The sequence below is a fragment of the Paucibacter sp. B51 genome (assembly GCF_027863535.1).
GTDB classification, from domain to species: Bacteria; Pseudomonadota; Gammaproteobacteria; order Burkholderiales; family Burkholderiaceae_C; genus Paucibacter_A; species Paucibacter_A aquatilis.
Genome location: NZ_JAPIVN010000001.1, coordinates 1111325 through 1126651, shown reverse-complemented (window position 1 = coordinate 1126651; position 15327 = coordinate 1111325). Strand labels below are relative to the sequence as shown.

At 66.4% G+C, this 15327-nt stretch carries 14 protein-coding genes; 6 read left to right on the top strand and 8 right to left on the bottom strand.

Translation table 11 applies throughout. The annotated features are described in order from the left end of the window. Window positions 1–141 precede the first annotated feature (141 nt). From OOB33_RS04785 to OOB33_RS04770, 5 genes are all read left to right on the top strand, one after another. Window positions 142–1842: an AMP-binding protein gene (locus OOB33_RS04785; protein WP_102768687.1), complete on the top strand. Its 1701-nt coding sequence runs from the start codon at window positions 142–144 to the stop codon at window positions 1840–1842. A gap of 3 nt (window positions 1843–1845) precedes the next feature. Next, window positions 1846–2946, top strand: a complete 1101-nt coding sequence (locus OOB33_RS04780) for a patatin-like phospholipase family protein (protein ID WP_102768688.1) — start codon at window positions 1846–1848, stop codon at window positions 2944–2946. A gap of 700 nt (window positions 2947–3646) precedes the next feature. Next, the gene (locus OOB33_RS04775) at window positions 3647–5044 is read left to right on the top strand and encodes a bifunctional enoyl-CoA hydratase/phosphate acetyltransferase (protein ID WP_271007868.1); all 1398 of its coding nucleotides are present in this window, start codon (window positions 3647–3649) and stop codon (window positions 5042–5044) included. A gap of 177 nt (window positions 5045–5221) precedes the next feature. Further along, window positions 5222–5323, top strand: a complete 102-nt coding sequence (locus OOB33_RS24515) for a VOC family protein (protein WP_442952989.1) — start codon at window positions 5222–5224, stop codon at window positions 5321–5323. A 24-nt stretch (window positions 5324–5347) separates the two neighbouring features. After that, on the top strand, window positions 5348–5659 hold the full coding sequence (locus tag OOB33_RS04770; protein ID WP_333780315.1) for a VOC family protein: 312 nt from the start codon (window positions 5348–5350) through the stop codon (window positions 5657–5659). A gap of 96 nt (window positions 5660–5755) precedes the next feature. Here the strand turns inward: OOB33_RS04770 and OOB33_RS04765 are convergent, their stop codons facing one another. The 8 genes from OOB33_RS04765 to OOB33_RS04735 all read right to left on the bottom strand — a co-directional run bounded on the left by OOB33_RS04765 (window position 5756) and on the right by OOB33_RS04735 (window position 14138). After that, entirely contained in the window at window positions 5756–6166 is a 411-nt protein-coding gene (locus tag OOB33_RS04765; protein WP_271007867.1) for a hypothetical protein, read from the bottom strand. 461 nt (window positions 6167–6627) lie between these two features. Beyond that, entirely contained in the window at window positions 6628–7011 is a 384-nt protein-coding gene (locus OOB33_RS04760) for a hypothetical protein (protein WP_271007866.1), read from the bottom strand. A gap of 491 nt (window positions 7012–7502) precedes the next feature. Then, window positions 7503–7907, bottom strand: a complete 405-nt coding sequence (locus OOB33_RS24510; RefSeq protein WP_442953036.1) for an STY0301 family protein — start codon at window positions 7905–7907, stop codon at window positions 7503–7505. A gap of 200 nt (window positions 7908–8107) precedes the next feature. Continuing rightward, complete coding sequence (fabI, locus tag OOB33_RS04755; protein ID WP_271010014.1) at window positions 8108–8866, bottom strand: enoyl-ACP reductase FabI; 759 nt, start codon at window positions 8864–8866, stop codon at window positions 8108–8110. Between the two features lie 73 nt (window positions 8867–8939). Continuing rightward, complete coding sequence (locus OOB33_RS04750) at window positions 8940–11303, bottom strand: DUF3141 domain-containing protein (RefSeq protein WP_271007865.1); 2364 nt, start codon at window positions 11301–11303, stop codon at window positions 8940–8942. Between the two features lie 2 nt (window positions 11304–11305). Beyond that, window positions 11306–12541: an acetate/propionate family kinase gene (locus tag OOB33_RS04745; protein WP_271007864.1), complete on the bottom strand. Its 1236-nt coding sequence runs from the start codon at window positions 12539–12541 to the stop codon at window positions 11306–11308. Window positions 12542–12678: 137 nt separating this feature from the next. Beyond that, on the bottom strand, window positions 12679–13008 hold the full coding sequence (locus OOB33_RS04740; protein ID WP_102768693.1) for a 2TM domain-containing protein: 330 nt from the start codon (window positions 13006–13008) through the stop codon (window positions 12679–12681). A gap of 176 nt (window positions 13009–13184) precedes the next feature. Beyond that, window positions 13185–14138 (bottom strand): LysR family transcriptional regulator, encoded by a 954-nt coding sequence (locus OOB33_RS04735; protein ID WP_271007863.1) that lies wholly within the window; start codon window positions 14136–14138, stop codon window positions 13185–13187. Window positions 14139–14237: 99 nt separating this feature from the next. Here OOB33_RS04735 and OOB33_RS04730 point away from each other — a divergent pair, with 99 nt between their 5' ends. Further along, entirely contained in the window at window positions 14238–15275 is a 1038-nt protein-coding gene (locus OOB33_RS04730; protein ID WP_271007862.1) for a zinc-binding alcohol dehydrogenase family protein, read from the top strand. Window positions 15276–15327 lie beyond the last annotated feature (52 nt).

The window sequence follows — 15327 nt, the reverse complement described above, 5'->3', positions numbered from 1 at the left end:
TGGCGAATAGAGAGCTGTCCCTGAAACGCGCATTTCGCGCGAAAACCCGCTAGGCTGCTAAGGCGGTACTGCGTAGCCTGGGCATTCAAACATGCCGACGGCTGCGCGTTCCGCCGTCCGAAAAACAGGAGACACCCGCCCATGCCCGCCATCCCCACCGACCACCTGGCCCTGCAGCGTTTCTACCTGCTGGAGCGAACCCAAGCCGAACGCGTCACGCTGACCCAGCCCATGGGCCAGGGCCAGACGCAAGAGTTCACCTGGGCCCAAGTAGGCGACCAGGTGCGGCGCATGGCCGCCCACCTCCAAGCCCTGGGCCAGGACCAAGGCTGGGAGCCCGGCGCCAAGGTCGCCATCCTGTCCAAGAACTGTGCCTGGTGGCTGTTCAGCGATCTGGCCATCTGGATGGCCGGCTATGTCTCGGTGCCGCTTTACCCGACCCTGGCGCCCGACACCATCCGCCAGATTCTTGAGCACAGCGAGGCCCGCGCCTGCTTCATCGGCAAGCTCGATGGCTGGGAAGGCATGAAGCCCGGCGTGCCGGCCACCATGCCCTGCATCAGCTACCCGCTGTCGCCCGATGATGCCAAGAAGTCCTACGAGGGCTGGGATGCCATCTGCGCCCGCACGGCGCCGCTGCAAGGCGAGCCGGTGCGCGCGGCCGAAGACCTGGCCACCCTGATCTACACCTCGGGCACCACCGGCGCACCCAAGGGCGTGATGCACAGCTTTGGCAATTTCGCCTGGGCCATGAGCACCGCCCTCAAGCGCATCCCCATGGGCCCGGAGGATCGCCTGCTGTCCTACCTGCCCCTGGCCCATGTGGTCGAGCGCGTGCTGATCGAGCATGGCTGGCTGCGTACCGGCTTTGCGGTCTATTTCGCTGAAAGCCTGGACACCTTCACGCTCGATTTGCAACGTGCCCGTCCGACCATCTTCTTCTCGGTGCCGCGTCTGTGGGTGAAGTTCCAGCAAGGCATCCAGGCCAAGATGCCGCAGAAGAAGCTGGACCTGCTGCTCAGCCTGCCCCTGATTGGCGGTCTGGTGCGACGCAAGATCCTCAAAGCCCTGGGCCTGGACCAGGCACGCGTCTGCGCCGGCGGTGCTGCGCCCATGCCCGTGCCCTTGCTCGAGTGGTATCGCAAGCTCGGCCTGGCCATCTGCGAAGGCTATGGCATGACGGAGAACCTGGCCATTTCCCACATCACCGTACCCGGGCAAAACCAGATCGGCACCGTGGGCCCGGCCTTTGAAGGTGTGGAAGCCCGCCTCGACCCGGACAGCGGCGAGCTGCTGGTGCGCACCCCGGCCACCATGAGCGGCTACTACAAAGAAGCCGAGTTGACCCGCCAGGCCTTCACCGAAGACGGCTGGCTGCGCACCGGCGACAAAGGCCAGTTCGACGGCCGCGGCTGCTTGCGCATCACGGGCCGGGTCAAGGATTTGTTCAAGACCAGCAAGGGCAAATACGTGGCCCCCGCGCCGATCGAAGACCGCCTGGGTGCCCACCCGGCCGTGGAAGCCTGCGTGGTGACCGGCGCGAACATGGGCCAGCCCGTCGGCGTGGTGATGCTGTCGCAAAACGCGATCGAACACAGCGCCAACGAAACCGACCGGGCCGCCCTGGTGCAGTCGCTGAGCGAGCACCTGGCCTCCGTCAACAGCCAGCTCGATCCGCACGAGCAGCTGGACTGCCTGGTCGCCGTCAAGACGCCCTGGACGGTGGACAACGGCTTCATCACCCCCACCTTCAAGGTCAAGCGCAACCGCGTCGACGAGGTCTACGGTCCGCAACTGGAGAGCTGGGTGAACAAAAGGAAGAAGGTCGTCTTCGGCGACTGAGGCATGAGCCGAACGCCCAGCACACCGCCACCGCCTCCGATCAACCTCGCCCTGCAGGGCGGCGGTTCGCATGGTGCCTTCACCTGGGGTGTGCTGGACGCGCTGCTGGAGGACGGCCGGCTGAGCTTCGAAGGCATCAGCGGCACCAGCGCCGGCGCCATGAATGCCGTGGCCCTGGCGCACGGCTTTGCACAAGCGCGTTTGCACGGTCATGGCGATGGCCGCGATGCCGCCCGAGAATCGCTGGCCGCTTTCTGGGACGGCGTGATCGCCATGGGCGCCCTGGGCGAAGCCCAGCGCGCGCCCTTCGGCTTTCTCTTCGGCCCTGTGGACGAAGACAGCTCGCCCGCCGCCCCCTGGCTCGACGCCATGAGCGCGCTCTGGACCAGCACCGTCTCGCCCTACCAGGTCAACCCCTTTGACATCAACCCGCTGCGCAGCTTCGTGGCCAGCCGCATCGACTTCGAAGCCCTGGCCCGGCCTGGACTGGCCCCCAAGGTCTTTGTCGTCGCCACCCGCGTCAGCAACGGCAAGGCCGAGGTGTTCTCGGGCACCCGGCTCAGCGTCGATGCGGTGATGGCCTCGGCCTGCCTGCCCACCCTGTTCAAAGCCGTCGAGATTGACGGTCAGCATTACTGGGACGGTGGCTACTCGGGCAACCCGGCCATCCACCCGCTGATCTACCAATGCAGCGGCCGTGACATCGTGCTGGTGCAGATCAACCCGATCGAACGCGAAACCCTGCCCACCAGCAGCGCCCAGATCCTCGACCGGCTCAACGAGATCAGCTTCAACGCCGCCCTGATCGCCGAGATGCGCGCCATCGACTTCGTCAAGCGCCTGCTGGCCGAGGGCAAGGTGGACCCGACGCACTACAAAGATGTGCTGATGCACCGCATCGACGGCGGTGAAACGCTCGAAGCCTTCAGTGCCTCCAGCAAAAGCTCCACCCGCGCCAGCCTCATCCACCAGCTGCGTGACCTGGGCCGCAGCCACGCGCAAGACTGGCTGCGCCAGCATTTCAAAGACCTGGGCCAACGCAGCAGCGTCGACATCAAGCGCGACTACCTGGACGATCTGCGCCTGCCAATCCGTGGCGGCTGAGCGGCGGATTTCGGCACATTGCCGACCTCTCTTGGGTTTGTCGTTCTCGCTGCGGTGGCTCGCCCCGCCGCCGGGCTCATGGTTCGCGGGTCGGCTCTGTGAGCCGACTGCCCTCGGTGCTCACTGCCCGGCTCAGCGGCGCCAAACTCCCTCCGTTCGCTGCGCTCACTGTGGTCAAACAGTGGCGCCGAGTCAGCGCTTGAAGCGCGCGAGTACGCGCGCCTGAGCCGCTCCGCTGCGCCCTCGGCCGCGCACAAATCGCCCGTCGGCGGGCCGAGTCACCTCCGGAGGTGGCGTGTTTCACCGTTGATGGGGCACATCGACCGCGATGCAAGCGCCCTGCAGCCCGTGCCGCTGCCGGGCGATTTGTGCCGGGCCGAGCAGCACAGTGCCTCGGGGCGCGCACGTACGCGTGCGCTTCAAACTCTGACTTGGCGCTTCTGTTTGAACGAAGCGAACGCAGGGAGCGCAGTGAGTTATGCGCCAGCCCCGAGGTGCGAGCAGCGCAGGGAAGTCGGCCCGCCAGGGCCGACCCCGGAACCATGAGCCCGGTGGCGGCACGGGCTGCAGGGCCCCACGAGCAAAACCCGAAATCTGCTTCGTGCCGACTGCAGCCCCTGTCATTCCCCTGCCATCCGCATCGCAGACCATGGGACTGGTTCCTCCTGTCCTTTGTGCTTTCTTGCTGCGCGGGCCCGCCATGAACAACGCCGACACCGACCTGGTCGAAAACCTGACCTTTGACGAACTGCAGATTGGCCAGAGCGCCCGCCTGATGCGCACGCTCAGCGCCCAGGACATCGCGGCCTTTGCCGCGGTCTCGGGCGACAGCAACCCCGCGCATCTGGACAGCGGCGAGGCCGGCACACCGCTGATGCATGAGGCGGTGGGTCATGGCATGTGGAGCGGCGCCTTGATCTCAGCCCTGCTGGGCACCCAGTTCCCGGGCGCCGGCACCCGCTACTTGGACCAGAGCCTGCACTTCATCCAGCCGGTGCGCATCGGCGACACCTTGAGCGTCAGCGTGACCGTGACGGCCAAGGACCGCAGCCGCGGCGCCGTGGACCTGACCTGCGAGCTGCTCAATCAGCGCGGCGATCGCGTAGCGCAAGGCCTGGCGCGCGTGCTGGCGCCCACCGAGAAGATTCGCCTGCCGCGCCGCACACGGCCCGAGATCCATCTCTTCGACCCGCAAGCGCGCTTCCAGGCCTTGCTGGCCCTGGGGCAGGGCATGCCAGCCGTGCGCTGCGCCGTGGTTCACCCCTGCGATGAGGCCTCGCTGACCGGCGCCGTCGATGCCGCGCGCCAGGGCCTGCTGGAGCCCGTGCTGATCGGCCCCGAAGCGCGCATCCGCGCCGTCGCCGAGGCCTGCGGGCTGGACCTGGGCGGCTTGCAGATCGTCCACATGGCCCACAGCCACGCTGCCGCCGAGCATGCGGCCGAGCTCGCCGCCAGCGGCGCCGTGGCCAGCCTGATGAAAGGCAGCCTGCACACCGACGAGCTGATCCACGCCGTGCTGGCGCGCAAGGAGCTGCGCACCGGGCGGCGCATGTCCCATGTGTTCCGCTTCGATGTGCCGCTCTACCGCAAGCCCCTGTTGATCACCGACGCCGCGCTCAACATCCGACCCAGCCTGGACGAGAAACGCGACATCGTGCAGAACGCCATCGACTTCGCCCGCATCCTCGGCGTCGAACAGCCCCATGTGGCCCTGCTCTCGGCCGTGGAGACCGTCAACGCCAACATCCCCTCGACCCTGGACGCGGCCGCGCTGTGCAAGATGGCCGACCGCGGTCAGATCCGCGGCGGCGTGCTCGATGGCCCGCTGGCCTTTGACAACGCCATCTCGGCCGACGCGGCCCGCATCAAGGGCATTGCCTCGCCGGTGGCCGGCCAGGCCGACATTCTGGCCGTGCCCGATCTGGAAAGCGGCAATATGCTGGCCAAGCAGCTCGAATACCTGGCCGGTGCCACCGGGGCCGGCATCGTGCTCGGCGCCCGCGTGCCCATCGCCCTGACCAGCCGGGCCGACGGGCCCATGGCGCGGGCCTCCTCGGCCCTGCTGGTGCAGCTGGTGGCGCAGGCAGCAGCCCGCTGAAGAGCTGCTCTTGTGGGGTTTGAATTACGAGCCCTCGCGGTGCTTGTCGATTCCGCCCATGCTGGAACGTCGTAGGGCTGATGAGCGCCGTATCGTTCGTTCGTTCGTTCGTTCATTCATTCAGTCAGTCAGTCAGTCAGCAAGCCCACCGACCTCACCCACAGGAGCGCCCCATCCATGGCCACCACCCAAAAGATGATCTTCATCAGCCTGCCCGTGCAGGACCTCCCGGCTTCGACCGCCTTCTACCAAGCCCTGGGCTTTGAACCCAACCCGTAGTTCAGCGACGAGGCCGGCACGGCCATGGTCTGGAGCGAGGCCATCCATGTCATGCTGCTCACGCACGCCAAATGGCGCAGCTTCACCGACCGCCCCTTCCCGCCCGCCGGCACAGCCGGCTCGATGCTGAACCTGTCACTGGACAGCCGCGAAGCCGTCGACGCCATGAACATCGCCGCCGCAGCCCATGGCGGCAAGGCCGATGTGAACCCTGTGCAAGACTTGGGTTTCATGTACGCCCGTGATCTGTCCGACCCGGACGGGCATCTGTGGGGCGCGTTCTGGATGGACCCGGCGGCAATTCCGGGTGCGGGGGCGGGGCAGCAAGGCGAGTGAGGGGGTCAAATCCCGCCTGGTTCAAACCCAGGGGAGGGTGCGAACCGAGGGCCATTCGAATTGCCTAAGCCCCTGCCTACACGGTGCGTGGCTTTGCTAGAAGAACAAGCTGCGCAGGAACGCCGCCGTTTCTGGGGACAGCCCCACGATCTTGTTGGTGGCCTGCCGGTAGAGCTTGAAGTTCAACTCGGTTTCAGGGCGACCGTCATCCCAATCGCAGAAGAGTTTCAACTCAGCCCTTCCGAGGCTGCGCTGGGCCTGAGCCATCCGATCGACGGTGATGCTGACCCTCGGCGTCTGGCGCTCGATGCCGGCTCTTCTCGGCGTCGGCTCAACTGCCACGACCGTTCCTAAAGCGATCAGGCCAGCGCCGCCTTCGTTCTCGCTGGCGAAAACGAAGATCTCGTCGCCTGCTTCAATGTGCTTGCCGCCATACATCGTCTTCTGAGCCTCGAAGACCCAGGACGCTGCGCCGGCATCGGTGATTTCGGTCTTGATGGCGTACATGGAGCAGCATTGTGGACGGGGCTGCCATAGACAATGTTCTGTACGCATGCCCGATGGCTTCATCGGATTGGCCAAACTAGGCGACGCGATTCAGCTTCTATTGCAGGCTATGGCACAGGATACGCATGCAGGCTAGAAATCAGCGCCACTGGAACTGCAGCGACCATGAGCGAAATGCAGATGCCTTGGCCGAACAGGAAGCCACCCGCGGCAGACAGGAAAACCAGAATCCCTAACCATGCAGAAAATGTCGTTCCTTTGAATTGAACGACAACGCGTTTACCGCATCGAGGGCAGATCTTTACCTGTGATGTGCGCTGCGCTTGCCATTCGGGTGAGAGAAGGGAAATGGGCTCGGAGCAGTGAGGGCAAGGTCGCCTCAACATGACACATACCGCCGCAGCAAATTGCCCGGAAGTGCACCAAACGGGGATGCACCAACAACTGCCACGTTCATTGGCCTAATCTTTGCCAATAGGAACGACAAGCGTCTCACCCGAATCAAAGTCGGAAGCTTGAATTTGCCACCGCATGAACCGTTCGCGCCAAGTTCCCTCATCATTTGAGATCTCCACTGTAAAGCGAGCATATGGTGAGCCTTCTTGCTCAATCTCTACAACGACGCCGACATCGCCCTTTCTAGTGTGTTCTGCGGCCTCGCTCGGCTGCTGGACTGAGACACGATCGCCGACCTCGGGAACAAGCCAGCAGTTGATGCAAGAGAAAACAGCGGTCTCGCCCTGCCCCAAAGCGCGTGCAACATCTTTCAGCCAGCCGTGACTTGACGACGCTTTGACTGTGTAGCGAATCGCTCGATTGCAACTTGGGCAGCGCGCAAATGCCATTTTTTGAAGGCCTAAGCAGGTCAGTAGATAGCCAGGAATCCACCGCCAACCTCGCCGCCCAAGGCAAATGAGTGTCTGCGAAGGAGGACTTCTGGGTTCGTCGTGGACAGGGGAAACGTGGGCCGAGCTTTTCGGTGCCGAGCAGAGATTGTGCCGTCTGTTTGTCGCATTACTGAAAGCCGGGTTTCCCGAAGCCTACTCGCTCGAGATCGCCAATGTGGCGCCAAGCACTGAGCGCCACTTGGCGTCCTGACCGAGGCTTGCCCTCGGTAGTTCAAGAACTCAGCCGCTTGTTGTGGTGCATGTCCAAAAATCAAGTTCCAAGGTAGCGACGCGTGGGCATCTACGTCACCGCAGTGGAGTCTAGGAGTCTGGTGTTGCCTTGGAATTTGAGGCCTGACCTCGCCCAAGGAATCGATCACTTGATGTCATGGCCAATGCCGCTCAGGGAAGCTTGAAACAGAAGTAAGCCACTATTGGTGACTTGGCCTTCATTCGCACCAGAAGGTAGAACCGCCATCCTCGTTGTTCGTTTGCACCAAACACTTCACCAAGCCTGCCGGCAATGGCTTAGACAGCTGGATCGTCGTGTTCTGATAGCCGCAAACCAGCCAGACCCCCTCTGACTTCTCCAACACCCACGTGCTCAAAAGGCCGCGCTTGTTCGTTACGGTTGAACTCGGAACCAGGAGAAGCAATTTGTCTGGCGGCCCATCAGTCAGGCCGTAGAAACCGCCGCGAAGCTCATGGTTAACCACGGTGAACTCGTTGTTTGAACTGCGCCAACCCTGGACGGGGGCCGTAAGAGACTGATTCGTCCGGATACTGGGCGGGCAAGACAAGGGCACAAGAACTGATGCACTCTGGGCCGCAAGTAGAAGAATTGAAGAGAGCATCACGGCACCAAGGCTGTTCAAGAATCACCTAGAAATAGCCGTCCACATCACACTGTGCACGCACATGCTAGACGCTCCCGCGCCCTGAGCAAATGCCTGAACTTGAAGCCCTTGGATGGCGGTAGCGGCGGCTGAGGCGGATTGTGCCGCGTACGCTTCCCGTTATCGAATCCTAGTTTCCCCGATACCGAAGCAGCACCTCACGCCATATGGTGCAGCCCCCCATCCACATACAGCGTGTCCCCCGTCATCCCCGACGCTCCGCCGCCGACCAGAAAGGCGACCAGGCGGCCGACTTCGGCGATGTCGACCAGGCGGTGGGCGGGCGCGCGGCTGACGGCCATGTCGATCAGCGCATCGAAGTGGTCAATGCCGGAGGCCGCGCGGGTGCGCAGCGGGCCGGGCGAGACGGCGAAGACGCGGACCTGGCGCTCGGCCAGCTCGCTGGCCAGGTAGCGCACGCTGGACTGCAACGCGGCCTTGACCGGGCCCATCAGGTTGTAGTGATCCACGACCTTGTCGGCGCCGTGGTAGCTCATGGTGATCAGCGCGCCACCGGGGTTCATCAAGGGCTCGGCATAACGCGCCATTTCGATGAAGGAATGGCAGGACACCTGCATGGCTTGCAGAAAGCCGGCCTGCGAGCAATCGATCACCCGACCGTGCAGGTCATCGCGCGGCGCAAAGGCGATCGAGTGGATGACGAAGTCCAGCGTTCCCCAGGTCTCGCGCAGCTGTTCGAACACGGCCTGCATCTGGCCGGGCTGGCTGACGTCCAGCGGCATCAGCAGGCGTGCATCGAGGGCCTCGGCCAGGGGCGCGACATGCGGGCGAGCCTTGTCGTTGAGGTAGGTGAGCGCAATCTCGGCGCCAAAAGCACGCAGCTTGGCGGCGCAGCCGAAAGCGATGCTGTCACCATTGGCCACACCGACCACCAGGCCGCGCTTGCCCTTGAGCATGTCGCCGATGCGGGTGTCCTCGTCCCAGATCTTGGGCAGGGGGTCGCGGGCGCTGTTGTCGTGGTTCATGCCTTCAGGCCTCCTCTGCATGGGTGAGCGCTTGCGGCGCGGGAGAGAGCTCGGGAGAGGGCGCGGGCGCGACGAGCTCAAACAGCTCGCGCATGCGCTGCAGCAGGGCGACGGTGCGGGGCTCCATCTCGCGGACGTCGCCGAGGATGTACTCAACCACTTGCAAGGCCGCCCCCCGTTCCTCGCGCTGCGGCAGCAGGCGCGGCAGGGCCGCCAGCGCGGCCTCGGGTTCAAACTCGATGATGACCGACTGCTCGCGGATCATGGCCGCGCGCCGCTCGGGCGTCAGCGAGGCAAAGGGCTCGCGCTGAGTCAGCACCTCGGCGGAGCGCTCCAAGCGGTCGCGCCGCACCGAGCCGCGCGACTCGGCCAGCAGAATCAGCATGCGGATCACCGTGCTGCGGTAGCCGCCGTTGTCCAGGCCCAGCAGCATGGCTTGCACCTCGGGCAGGTAGCGCAACTCGGCCGGGTCCTTGTGGACGCGCTCGCGCGCGAAGGGCTGGCCCAGCCACTGCATGAAGGGCGTGCCGTAGATCGCCAGAAAGCTGTTCTCGTAGGCTGCGTCGCGCAGATCGCGCAGCAGGTCCATGCCCTGCGTCAAGCCCTGGGCCGAGAGCTGCTCCAGCGCCAGCCAGGGGTTGTCGGATGCGGCCGGCCGGCGCTGAGCCTGCAGCTGGGGCGCCATCTGGCCCAGCCACTTCATGGCCGGGTTGTGCGAGTCGGCAAAGGCCCGGCGACTGATGCGTGCAGGATGGGCGTCACGGATCAGCTGCGCCAGCTGCGGCGTGACCAGGGCCTGCACCGCGGGGCGCAGGGCCAGCTCGTAGGCATCGGTGCCCAGGGCGGACAGGCGGGCCACGGCGGCGAAGTCGTGCTCCTGCTCGCGCCCTTCGTGGGCCTCACTCTCGACAATATCGCTGAGCCGGCGCTCGTGGAAGCTGACGGTGAAATGCTCGGCATGGCCCTCGCCCTGCACCGCATCGATGGTCATCTCGTACAGACCGGGCGGCAGGGACTCGATGGTCTTGAGCGTCGAGGCCATCTCGGTGTGCTCTTTGTTGGCGATCGAGGAAGACACAAAGATGCCCAGATGCCCGACCTTGTCGTGGACCATGTAGAGGATGCGCTGGCCGCGGATGCGGATCTCGTGCTCGTCGGCATAGGTGTCGACGATCCAGTTCAGCGCCTGCTGCGGCGGCGTGATGTTGTCGCCGCGGCTGGCGAACACAATGATGGGCGAGCGGATCGCCTTCAGGTCCAGATGGCGGCCCGGTTCCAGCTGGGCCTCGCCGCGCGACAGACGGTTGCCAACAAAGAGCTGCTCGACGATCCAGCGGATTTCGGCCTCGTTGGAGAAATGAAAACCTCCCCACCAGCGCTCGAACTCCAGAAAGCTCTGGCGCCGCGTGTCCACCTCGCGGTAGAGGTCAAAGTACTTGCCGAAGAAATTGCGGCTGGGGTTGAGTTGCTCAAAGTTGGAGACCAGATGGGCGCCGTCGAACTCGCCATGGCCCAGGTCCGACATCAGCAGCGCCGGCAGGGCGCCGCCGAGCAGGCCGCCGTTGTAGCGCATCGGGTTCTCGCCCAGCTTGCCCGACCAGGTGGCCACCGGCGCACCATTGATGACCAAGGGGCCTGAGATCTCGGGGTTGGCCGCCGCCAGCACCAGGGTGGCCCAGCCGCCCTGGCAGTTGCCCACCACCACGGGCTTGGGCGCCTCGGGGTGAAGGCGGCGGATCTCCTGGATGAAGCCGGCCTCGGCGCGCATCACATCGGCCAGGGTCTGACCCGGCTCGGGGTGCTGGCGGAAGACGACGAAGTAGACCGGGTGGCCGGCGCGCAGGGCGACGCCCACCTGGCTGTCATGCTTGAAGCCGCCGATGCCGGCGCCATGGCCGGCGCGCGGGTCGATGATCATGTAGGGCCGCTTCCAGTCCATCACCTCGACGCCGGCCGGCGGCGTGATGCGCAAGAGGCGGTAGTTGACCGGGCGCGGCAGCAGGCGGCCGTCGACCACTTCCTCGTAGTCATAGTCCAGCACCGGCGGCGTGCCGGCGGCCTCGTGGGCTTGGTCCTGGTTGCCACGCTCACGCAGGGTGTCCAGGGTCAGGCACAGGCGCTGCGCCGCATCCACCGCATAGCTGCCGGCCTGCTGCGGCAGCTGGCCACCCAGGGCCATGGCCCAGAAGGACTGGGCCAGGCTCAAGGCTTGATCCCAGAGCGCCTGGCTGCGCGCCAGATGGCTGTGGCGCATGCGCTCGGTCTGGCGCTGCTGCGCCTGGGCCAGACGTTCCGTCAGGCGCGAGCAGGTGGCCAGCTCCTCGCGGTGGCGCTGTGCGGCATGGCTGACACTGAATTTGGGGCTCATGGCTAGTCCAGGGAACAGGTGAGTTCGGGGGGCGGGGTGGAGCCGGCGTCGCCAGCCAGCAGTTCCAGCGCATGCTCGGCCAGCATGCGTTCTTCGTCGGTGGGCATGACCCGCACGCAAACGGGCGAGCCCGGGCTGCTGATCACGGCGGCGTTGTCGCGGTTGGCCTCGGGGTCCAGTTGAATGCCCATCCAGGCCAGATCGCGCAGAAGGGCAGCGCGCACGCCCACGGCGTTCTCGCCAATGCCGCCGGTCAGAACGAGGGCGTCCAGTCCGCCCAGGCAGGACGTCATGCCGGCCAACTCGCGCCGCGCGCGATCGACGAAATAGGCCAGGGCCTCGCGCGCTGCGGCCGAGCCCGAGGCCTCCAGCACCCGCACATCGTGCGACTCACCGGACAAGCCTTTGAGCCCTGCATTCGTGTACAGCAGCTCGCTGATCTCGGCGGCGCTCATGCCCTGCTCGCTCATCAGGTACAGCAGCACGCCGGGGTCCAGCTGGCCGCAGCGCGTGCCCATGGGCAGGCCATCGAGCGCGGTGAATCCCATGGTGGAGGCCACCGAACGGCCGTTCAGCAAGGCGCACATGGACGCGCCATTGCCCAGATGCGCCACCACCACCCGGCCTTGCGCCCGCAGCGGGTCCACTTCGCGCAGGCGCCGGGCGATGTACTCGTAGGACAGGCCGTGGAAGCCGTAGCGCCGCACCCCTTGCTCGTAGAAGCGGCGCGGCAGCGCAAAGGTGTCGGCCACAAACGGGTGGCTGCGATGGAAGGCCGTGTCGAAGCAAGCCACTTGCACGGCGGCGGGAAAGGCCGCCTGCGCCGCGCGCACGCCCGCCAGGTTGTGGGGCTGATGCAAAGGCGCCAGCGGCGAGAAGGCCGCCAAGGCCTGCAGCAGCGCCGCATCGAGACGCACCGGCTGCGCGAACTCAGGCCCGCCATGCACCACGCGGTGGCTGACGGCGCGCACCTTGCGCCGCGGGAACTGCGCCTGCAGCAGCGCCAGCAAGGCATCGAGCGCGGTGTCATGGTCGGGGCGACCCGCCTGATGCGCCAGGGCCTGCGTGTGACGCTCACCATCGGCCAGGCTGACATGCAGGCGGGGGCGTTGTTCATCACCCAGGCCTTCCACCTGGCCATGCGCCAGCAAGGGCAGCGCCTGGCTCAGGCCGTAGAGCGCGAACTTGAGCGAGGACGAGCCGGCATTCAGCGTCAGGAGCAGATCGGTCGCAGCCATGGTCATGACCCGGGCAGCGCCAGCCGCCCCATCAATGCAGATGTGGGGACGCTATCCAGTCCGCATGACCCACCCGTGACTGCGGCTTGCCGTCTTCGTGACAGCCGCCCTGATCCGATCGGTCAAACTTGCTTTCCTCAGGCCTGGCGCTGCTCGCCGCGCAGCCGCGCCAGCTCGCGCGCCATCAGCTGCTGGCGCAGGTTGGGGCCGTGCAGCTTGGCCAAGGTGGCCAGGCCGTGGATGGCCAGACCCAGGCCCCAACCCCAGAGCGGGAAGAAGCTCCAGTAGCTTTGCTGCAAGCCGCTGAGCAGGAACAGGCCGGCGTTGACGGCCAGAAACACCATCAGGTGGCCGAGGAAACCCATCTGGGCATCGACGCGCTCGCGGGCTTCGCGCAGCAAGCGAGTCTCTGGGGTGTCGACCGCGTCGCTGGCGTCGATATGGGAGGAAGGCAGGCTGTGGTTCATGATGCGGCGCTCCTGGGCTGTGGGTGCTGATGTGGCGCCATCGTCGCGGCGGGGCCGACGCCGAGCCACTGTCATGAGACCAAGTGCGGGCTGCGGGCGCGAATCGACACCGAGGCCGACCAATGACAGCGGTGCCCAGGCCGCGGTGTCCAGGTCGCGATGTCCTCGTTCGCAGCTCAGTCCGCCGCCAGCCCCTGCGCCAGATGCTCCACCAGCGCCCGCACCCGCTGCGGCAGAAAGCGCTGGCTGGGCATGAGGGCGTGCAGGGGCAGGTGGTCACCCTGCCAGTCGGGGAAGAGGTCGACCAGCTCACCGCGGGCCAGGCTCAGGCGCACATCGAGGGCGCTCTTGTAGATCACGCCCAGGCCCTGGATCGCCCAGAGATGGGCGATGGATGCGTCATCGCAGCTGCGCGGGCCCTGCACCGCCACCACCAGGGGCGCGGCGGCCTCCTGCCCGCGCGGACGAAAGCGCCAGCTACGCTCCAGCCGGTTGCGGATCTTGAAGCTCAGGCAGGCGTGCTGGCTCAGCTCGCTCGGATGGCGGGGCCGGCCATGGCGCTCCAAATAGGCCGGGCTGGCCACGGCCATGCGGTGGACCGAGGCCAGGCGGCGCGCCACCAGGCCCGAGTCGGGCAGCTGGCCGTAGCGCAGGGCCAGATCGACCTCGTCCTTGAGCAGGTCCAGCACGGAATCGCTGACGCTCAGCTGCAGCTCCACCGCCGGATGGCGTGCCAGAAACTCGTCGAACAAGGGCAGCAGCAGCTGGCGGGTCAGATCGCTGGGCGCCGAGACGCGGATGCGGCCGCGCAGGCGCGGGGTGTCGGCGCCCGCGGCACGGCTGCCGGCGGCGGCGGCCACCGGGTCGGCCTCCAGCGCCAGCGCCAGGCCCTCGTCCAGCAGCTCCAGCGCACGCTGGCCATGCTCGCGCAACTGCTCGCCGGCCTGGGTCAGGCGCAGGGCCCGCGTGCTGCGCTCCACCAGGCGCAGGCCCAGGCGGGCCTCCAGCTTCTTGAGCATGGCGCTGGCCGCCGCCGGCGTGATGTCCATGACCTTGGAGGCCGCCGTCAGGCTGCCGCCCCGGGCACATTCCAGCAGCAGGCGCAGCTCGTCGGTATTTTCAATTTTCACTTGAAACAGTCGCTTTGATTCATGGCTTTTTCAGAAAACCAATCAGGCGGAGGATAGCGTCCATCGCCGGGATGGTCCCGGCCTCACCGGAGTCATCCCATGAAAGCTGTTGGCTATTTCCAGAACCTGCCCCTCACGGCACCCGAGTCCTTGCTGGACCTGGAGCTGCCCCGCCCCACACCCGGCCCGCGCGATCTGCTGGTCGAGGTGAGTGCCATCGCCGTCAACCCGGTCGATGTGAAAGTTCGCCTGAGCCGGCCGGCCGCCGAGGCGCAGACGCCGGTGCTGCTGGGATGGGATGCGGTGGGCATCGTCCGCGAGGTCGGAACCGAGGTGCAGGGCTTCCAGCCGGGCGACCGGGTCTGGTACGCCGGCGAGATCAACCGGCCGGGCAGCTATGCCCAGTTCCAGGCCGTGGACCACCGCCTGGCTGCGCGGGCACCGGCCTCGCTCAGCGACGCCGAAGCGGCCGCCCTGCCGCTGACCGCCATCACCGCCTGGGAGCTGCTGTTCGACCGCCTGCAGGTGCAACACCAGCCCGAGCGCCCGGTCAGCCTGCTGGTCACCGCAGCCAATGGCGGGGTGGGTTCCATCCTCTTGCAACTGGCCCGCCAACTGCCTCACCTGACCCTGATCGCCAGCACCAGCCGGCCCGACACCGCCGCCCGCCTGCAAGCCCTGGGCGCCCACCATGTGGTGGACCACCGCCAACCCCTGGCGCCACAGCTGAAGCAGCTGGTGAGCCAGCACCAACTTCCTCCGATCCGCTACGCCGCCAGCCTGAGCCACACTGGCCAGCATTTCGCCGACCTGGTCGAGGCGCTGGAGGTGCAGGGCCGGCTGGGCCTGATCGACGATTTCCCGCCCGAGGCCGTCAATGTGATGGCGCTCAAGGGCAAGGCCCTGTCCCTGCACTGGGAGCTGATGTTCGCCCGCGCCCTGCACGCCAGCCATGATGTGGCCGAGGTCGGCGCCCTGCTGGCCGAGGTAGCACGGCGGGTGGACGCCGGCACGCTGCGCAGCACCTTGGCCGAGGTGCTCGGGCCCATCTCGGCCGCCACGCTCAAGCAGGCCCACCAGCGGCTGGAAGGCCAGCACACCGAGGGCAAGCTGGTGCTCGAGGGCTGGCCGGGCTGAAACCCCGGAGGCCATGGGCCGGCATGAAAAAAGGCGGGCCTCGCGGCTCGCC

Excerpts from the sequence above, each read along its gene's own strand:
- OOB33_RS04785 (WP_102768687.1), top strand. The coding sequence starts at position 142 with ATGCCCGCCATCCCCACCGACCACCTGGCCCTGCAGCGTTTCTACCTG.
- OOB33_RS04780 (WP_102768688.1), top strand. The coding sequence starts at position 1,846 with ATGAGCCGAACGCCCAGCACACCGCCACCGCCTCCGATCAACCTCGCC.
- OOB33_RS04775 (WP_271007868.1), top strand. The coding sequence starts at position 3,647 with ATGAACAACGCCGACACCGACCTGGTCGAAAACCTGACCTTTGACGAA.
- OOB33_RS24515 (WP_442952989.1), top strand. The coding sequence starts at position 5,222 with ATGGCCACCACCCAAAAGATGATCTTCATCAGCCTGCCCGTGCAGGAC.
- OOB33_RS04770 (WP_333780315.1), top strand. The coding sequence starts at position 5,348 with ATGGTCTGGAGCGAGGCCATCCATGTCATGCTGCTCACGCACGCCAAA.
- OOB33_RS04765 (WP_271007867.1), bottom strand. The coding sequence starts at position 6,166 with ATGTACGCCATCAAGACCGAAATCACCGATGCCGGCGCAGCGTCCTGG.
- OOB33_RS04760 (WP_271007866.1), bottom strand. The coding sequence starts at position 7,011 with ATGGCATTTGCGCGCTGCCCAAGTTGCAATCGAGCGATTCGCTACACA.
- OOB33_RS24510 (WP_442953036.1), bottom strand. The coding sequence starts at position 7,907 with ATGCTCTCTTCAATTCTTCTACTTGCGGCCCAGAGTGCATCAGTTCTT.
- fabI (WP_271010014.1), bottom strand. The coding sequence starts at position 8,866 with ATGCTCAAGGGCAAGCGCGGCCTGGTGGTCGGTGTGGCCAATGGTGAC.
- OOB33_RS04750 (WP_271007865.1), bottom strand. The coding sequence starts at position 11,303 with ATGAGCCCCAAATTCAGTGTCAGCCATGCCGCACAGCGCCACCGCGAG.
- OOB33_RS04745 (WP_271007864.1), bottom strand. The coding sequence starts at position 12,541 with ATGGCTGCGACCGATCTGCTCCTGACGCTGAATGCCGGCTCGTCCTCG.
- OOB33_RS04740 (WP_102768693.1), bottom strand. The coding sequence starts at position 13,008 with ATGAACCACAGCCTGCCTTCCTCCCATATCGACGCCAGCGACGCGGTC.
- OOB33_RS04730 (WP_271007862.1), top strand. The coding sequence starts at position 14,238 with ATGAAAGCTGTTGGCTATTTCCAGAACCTGCCCCTCACGGCACCCGAG.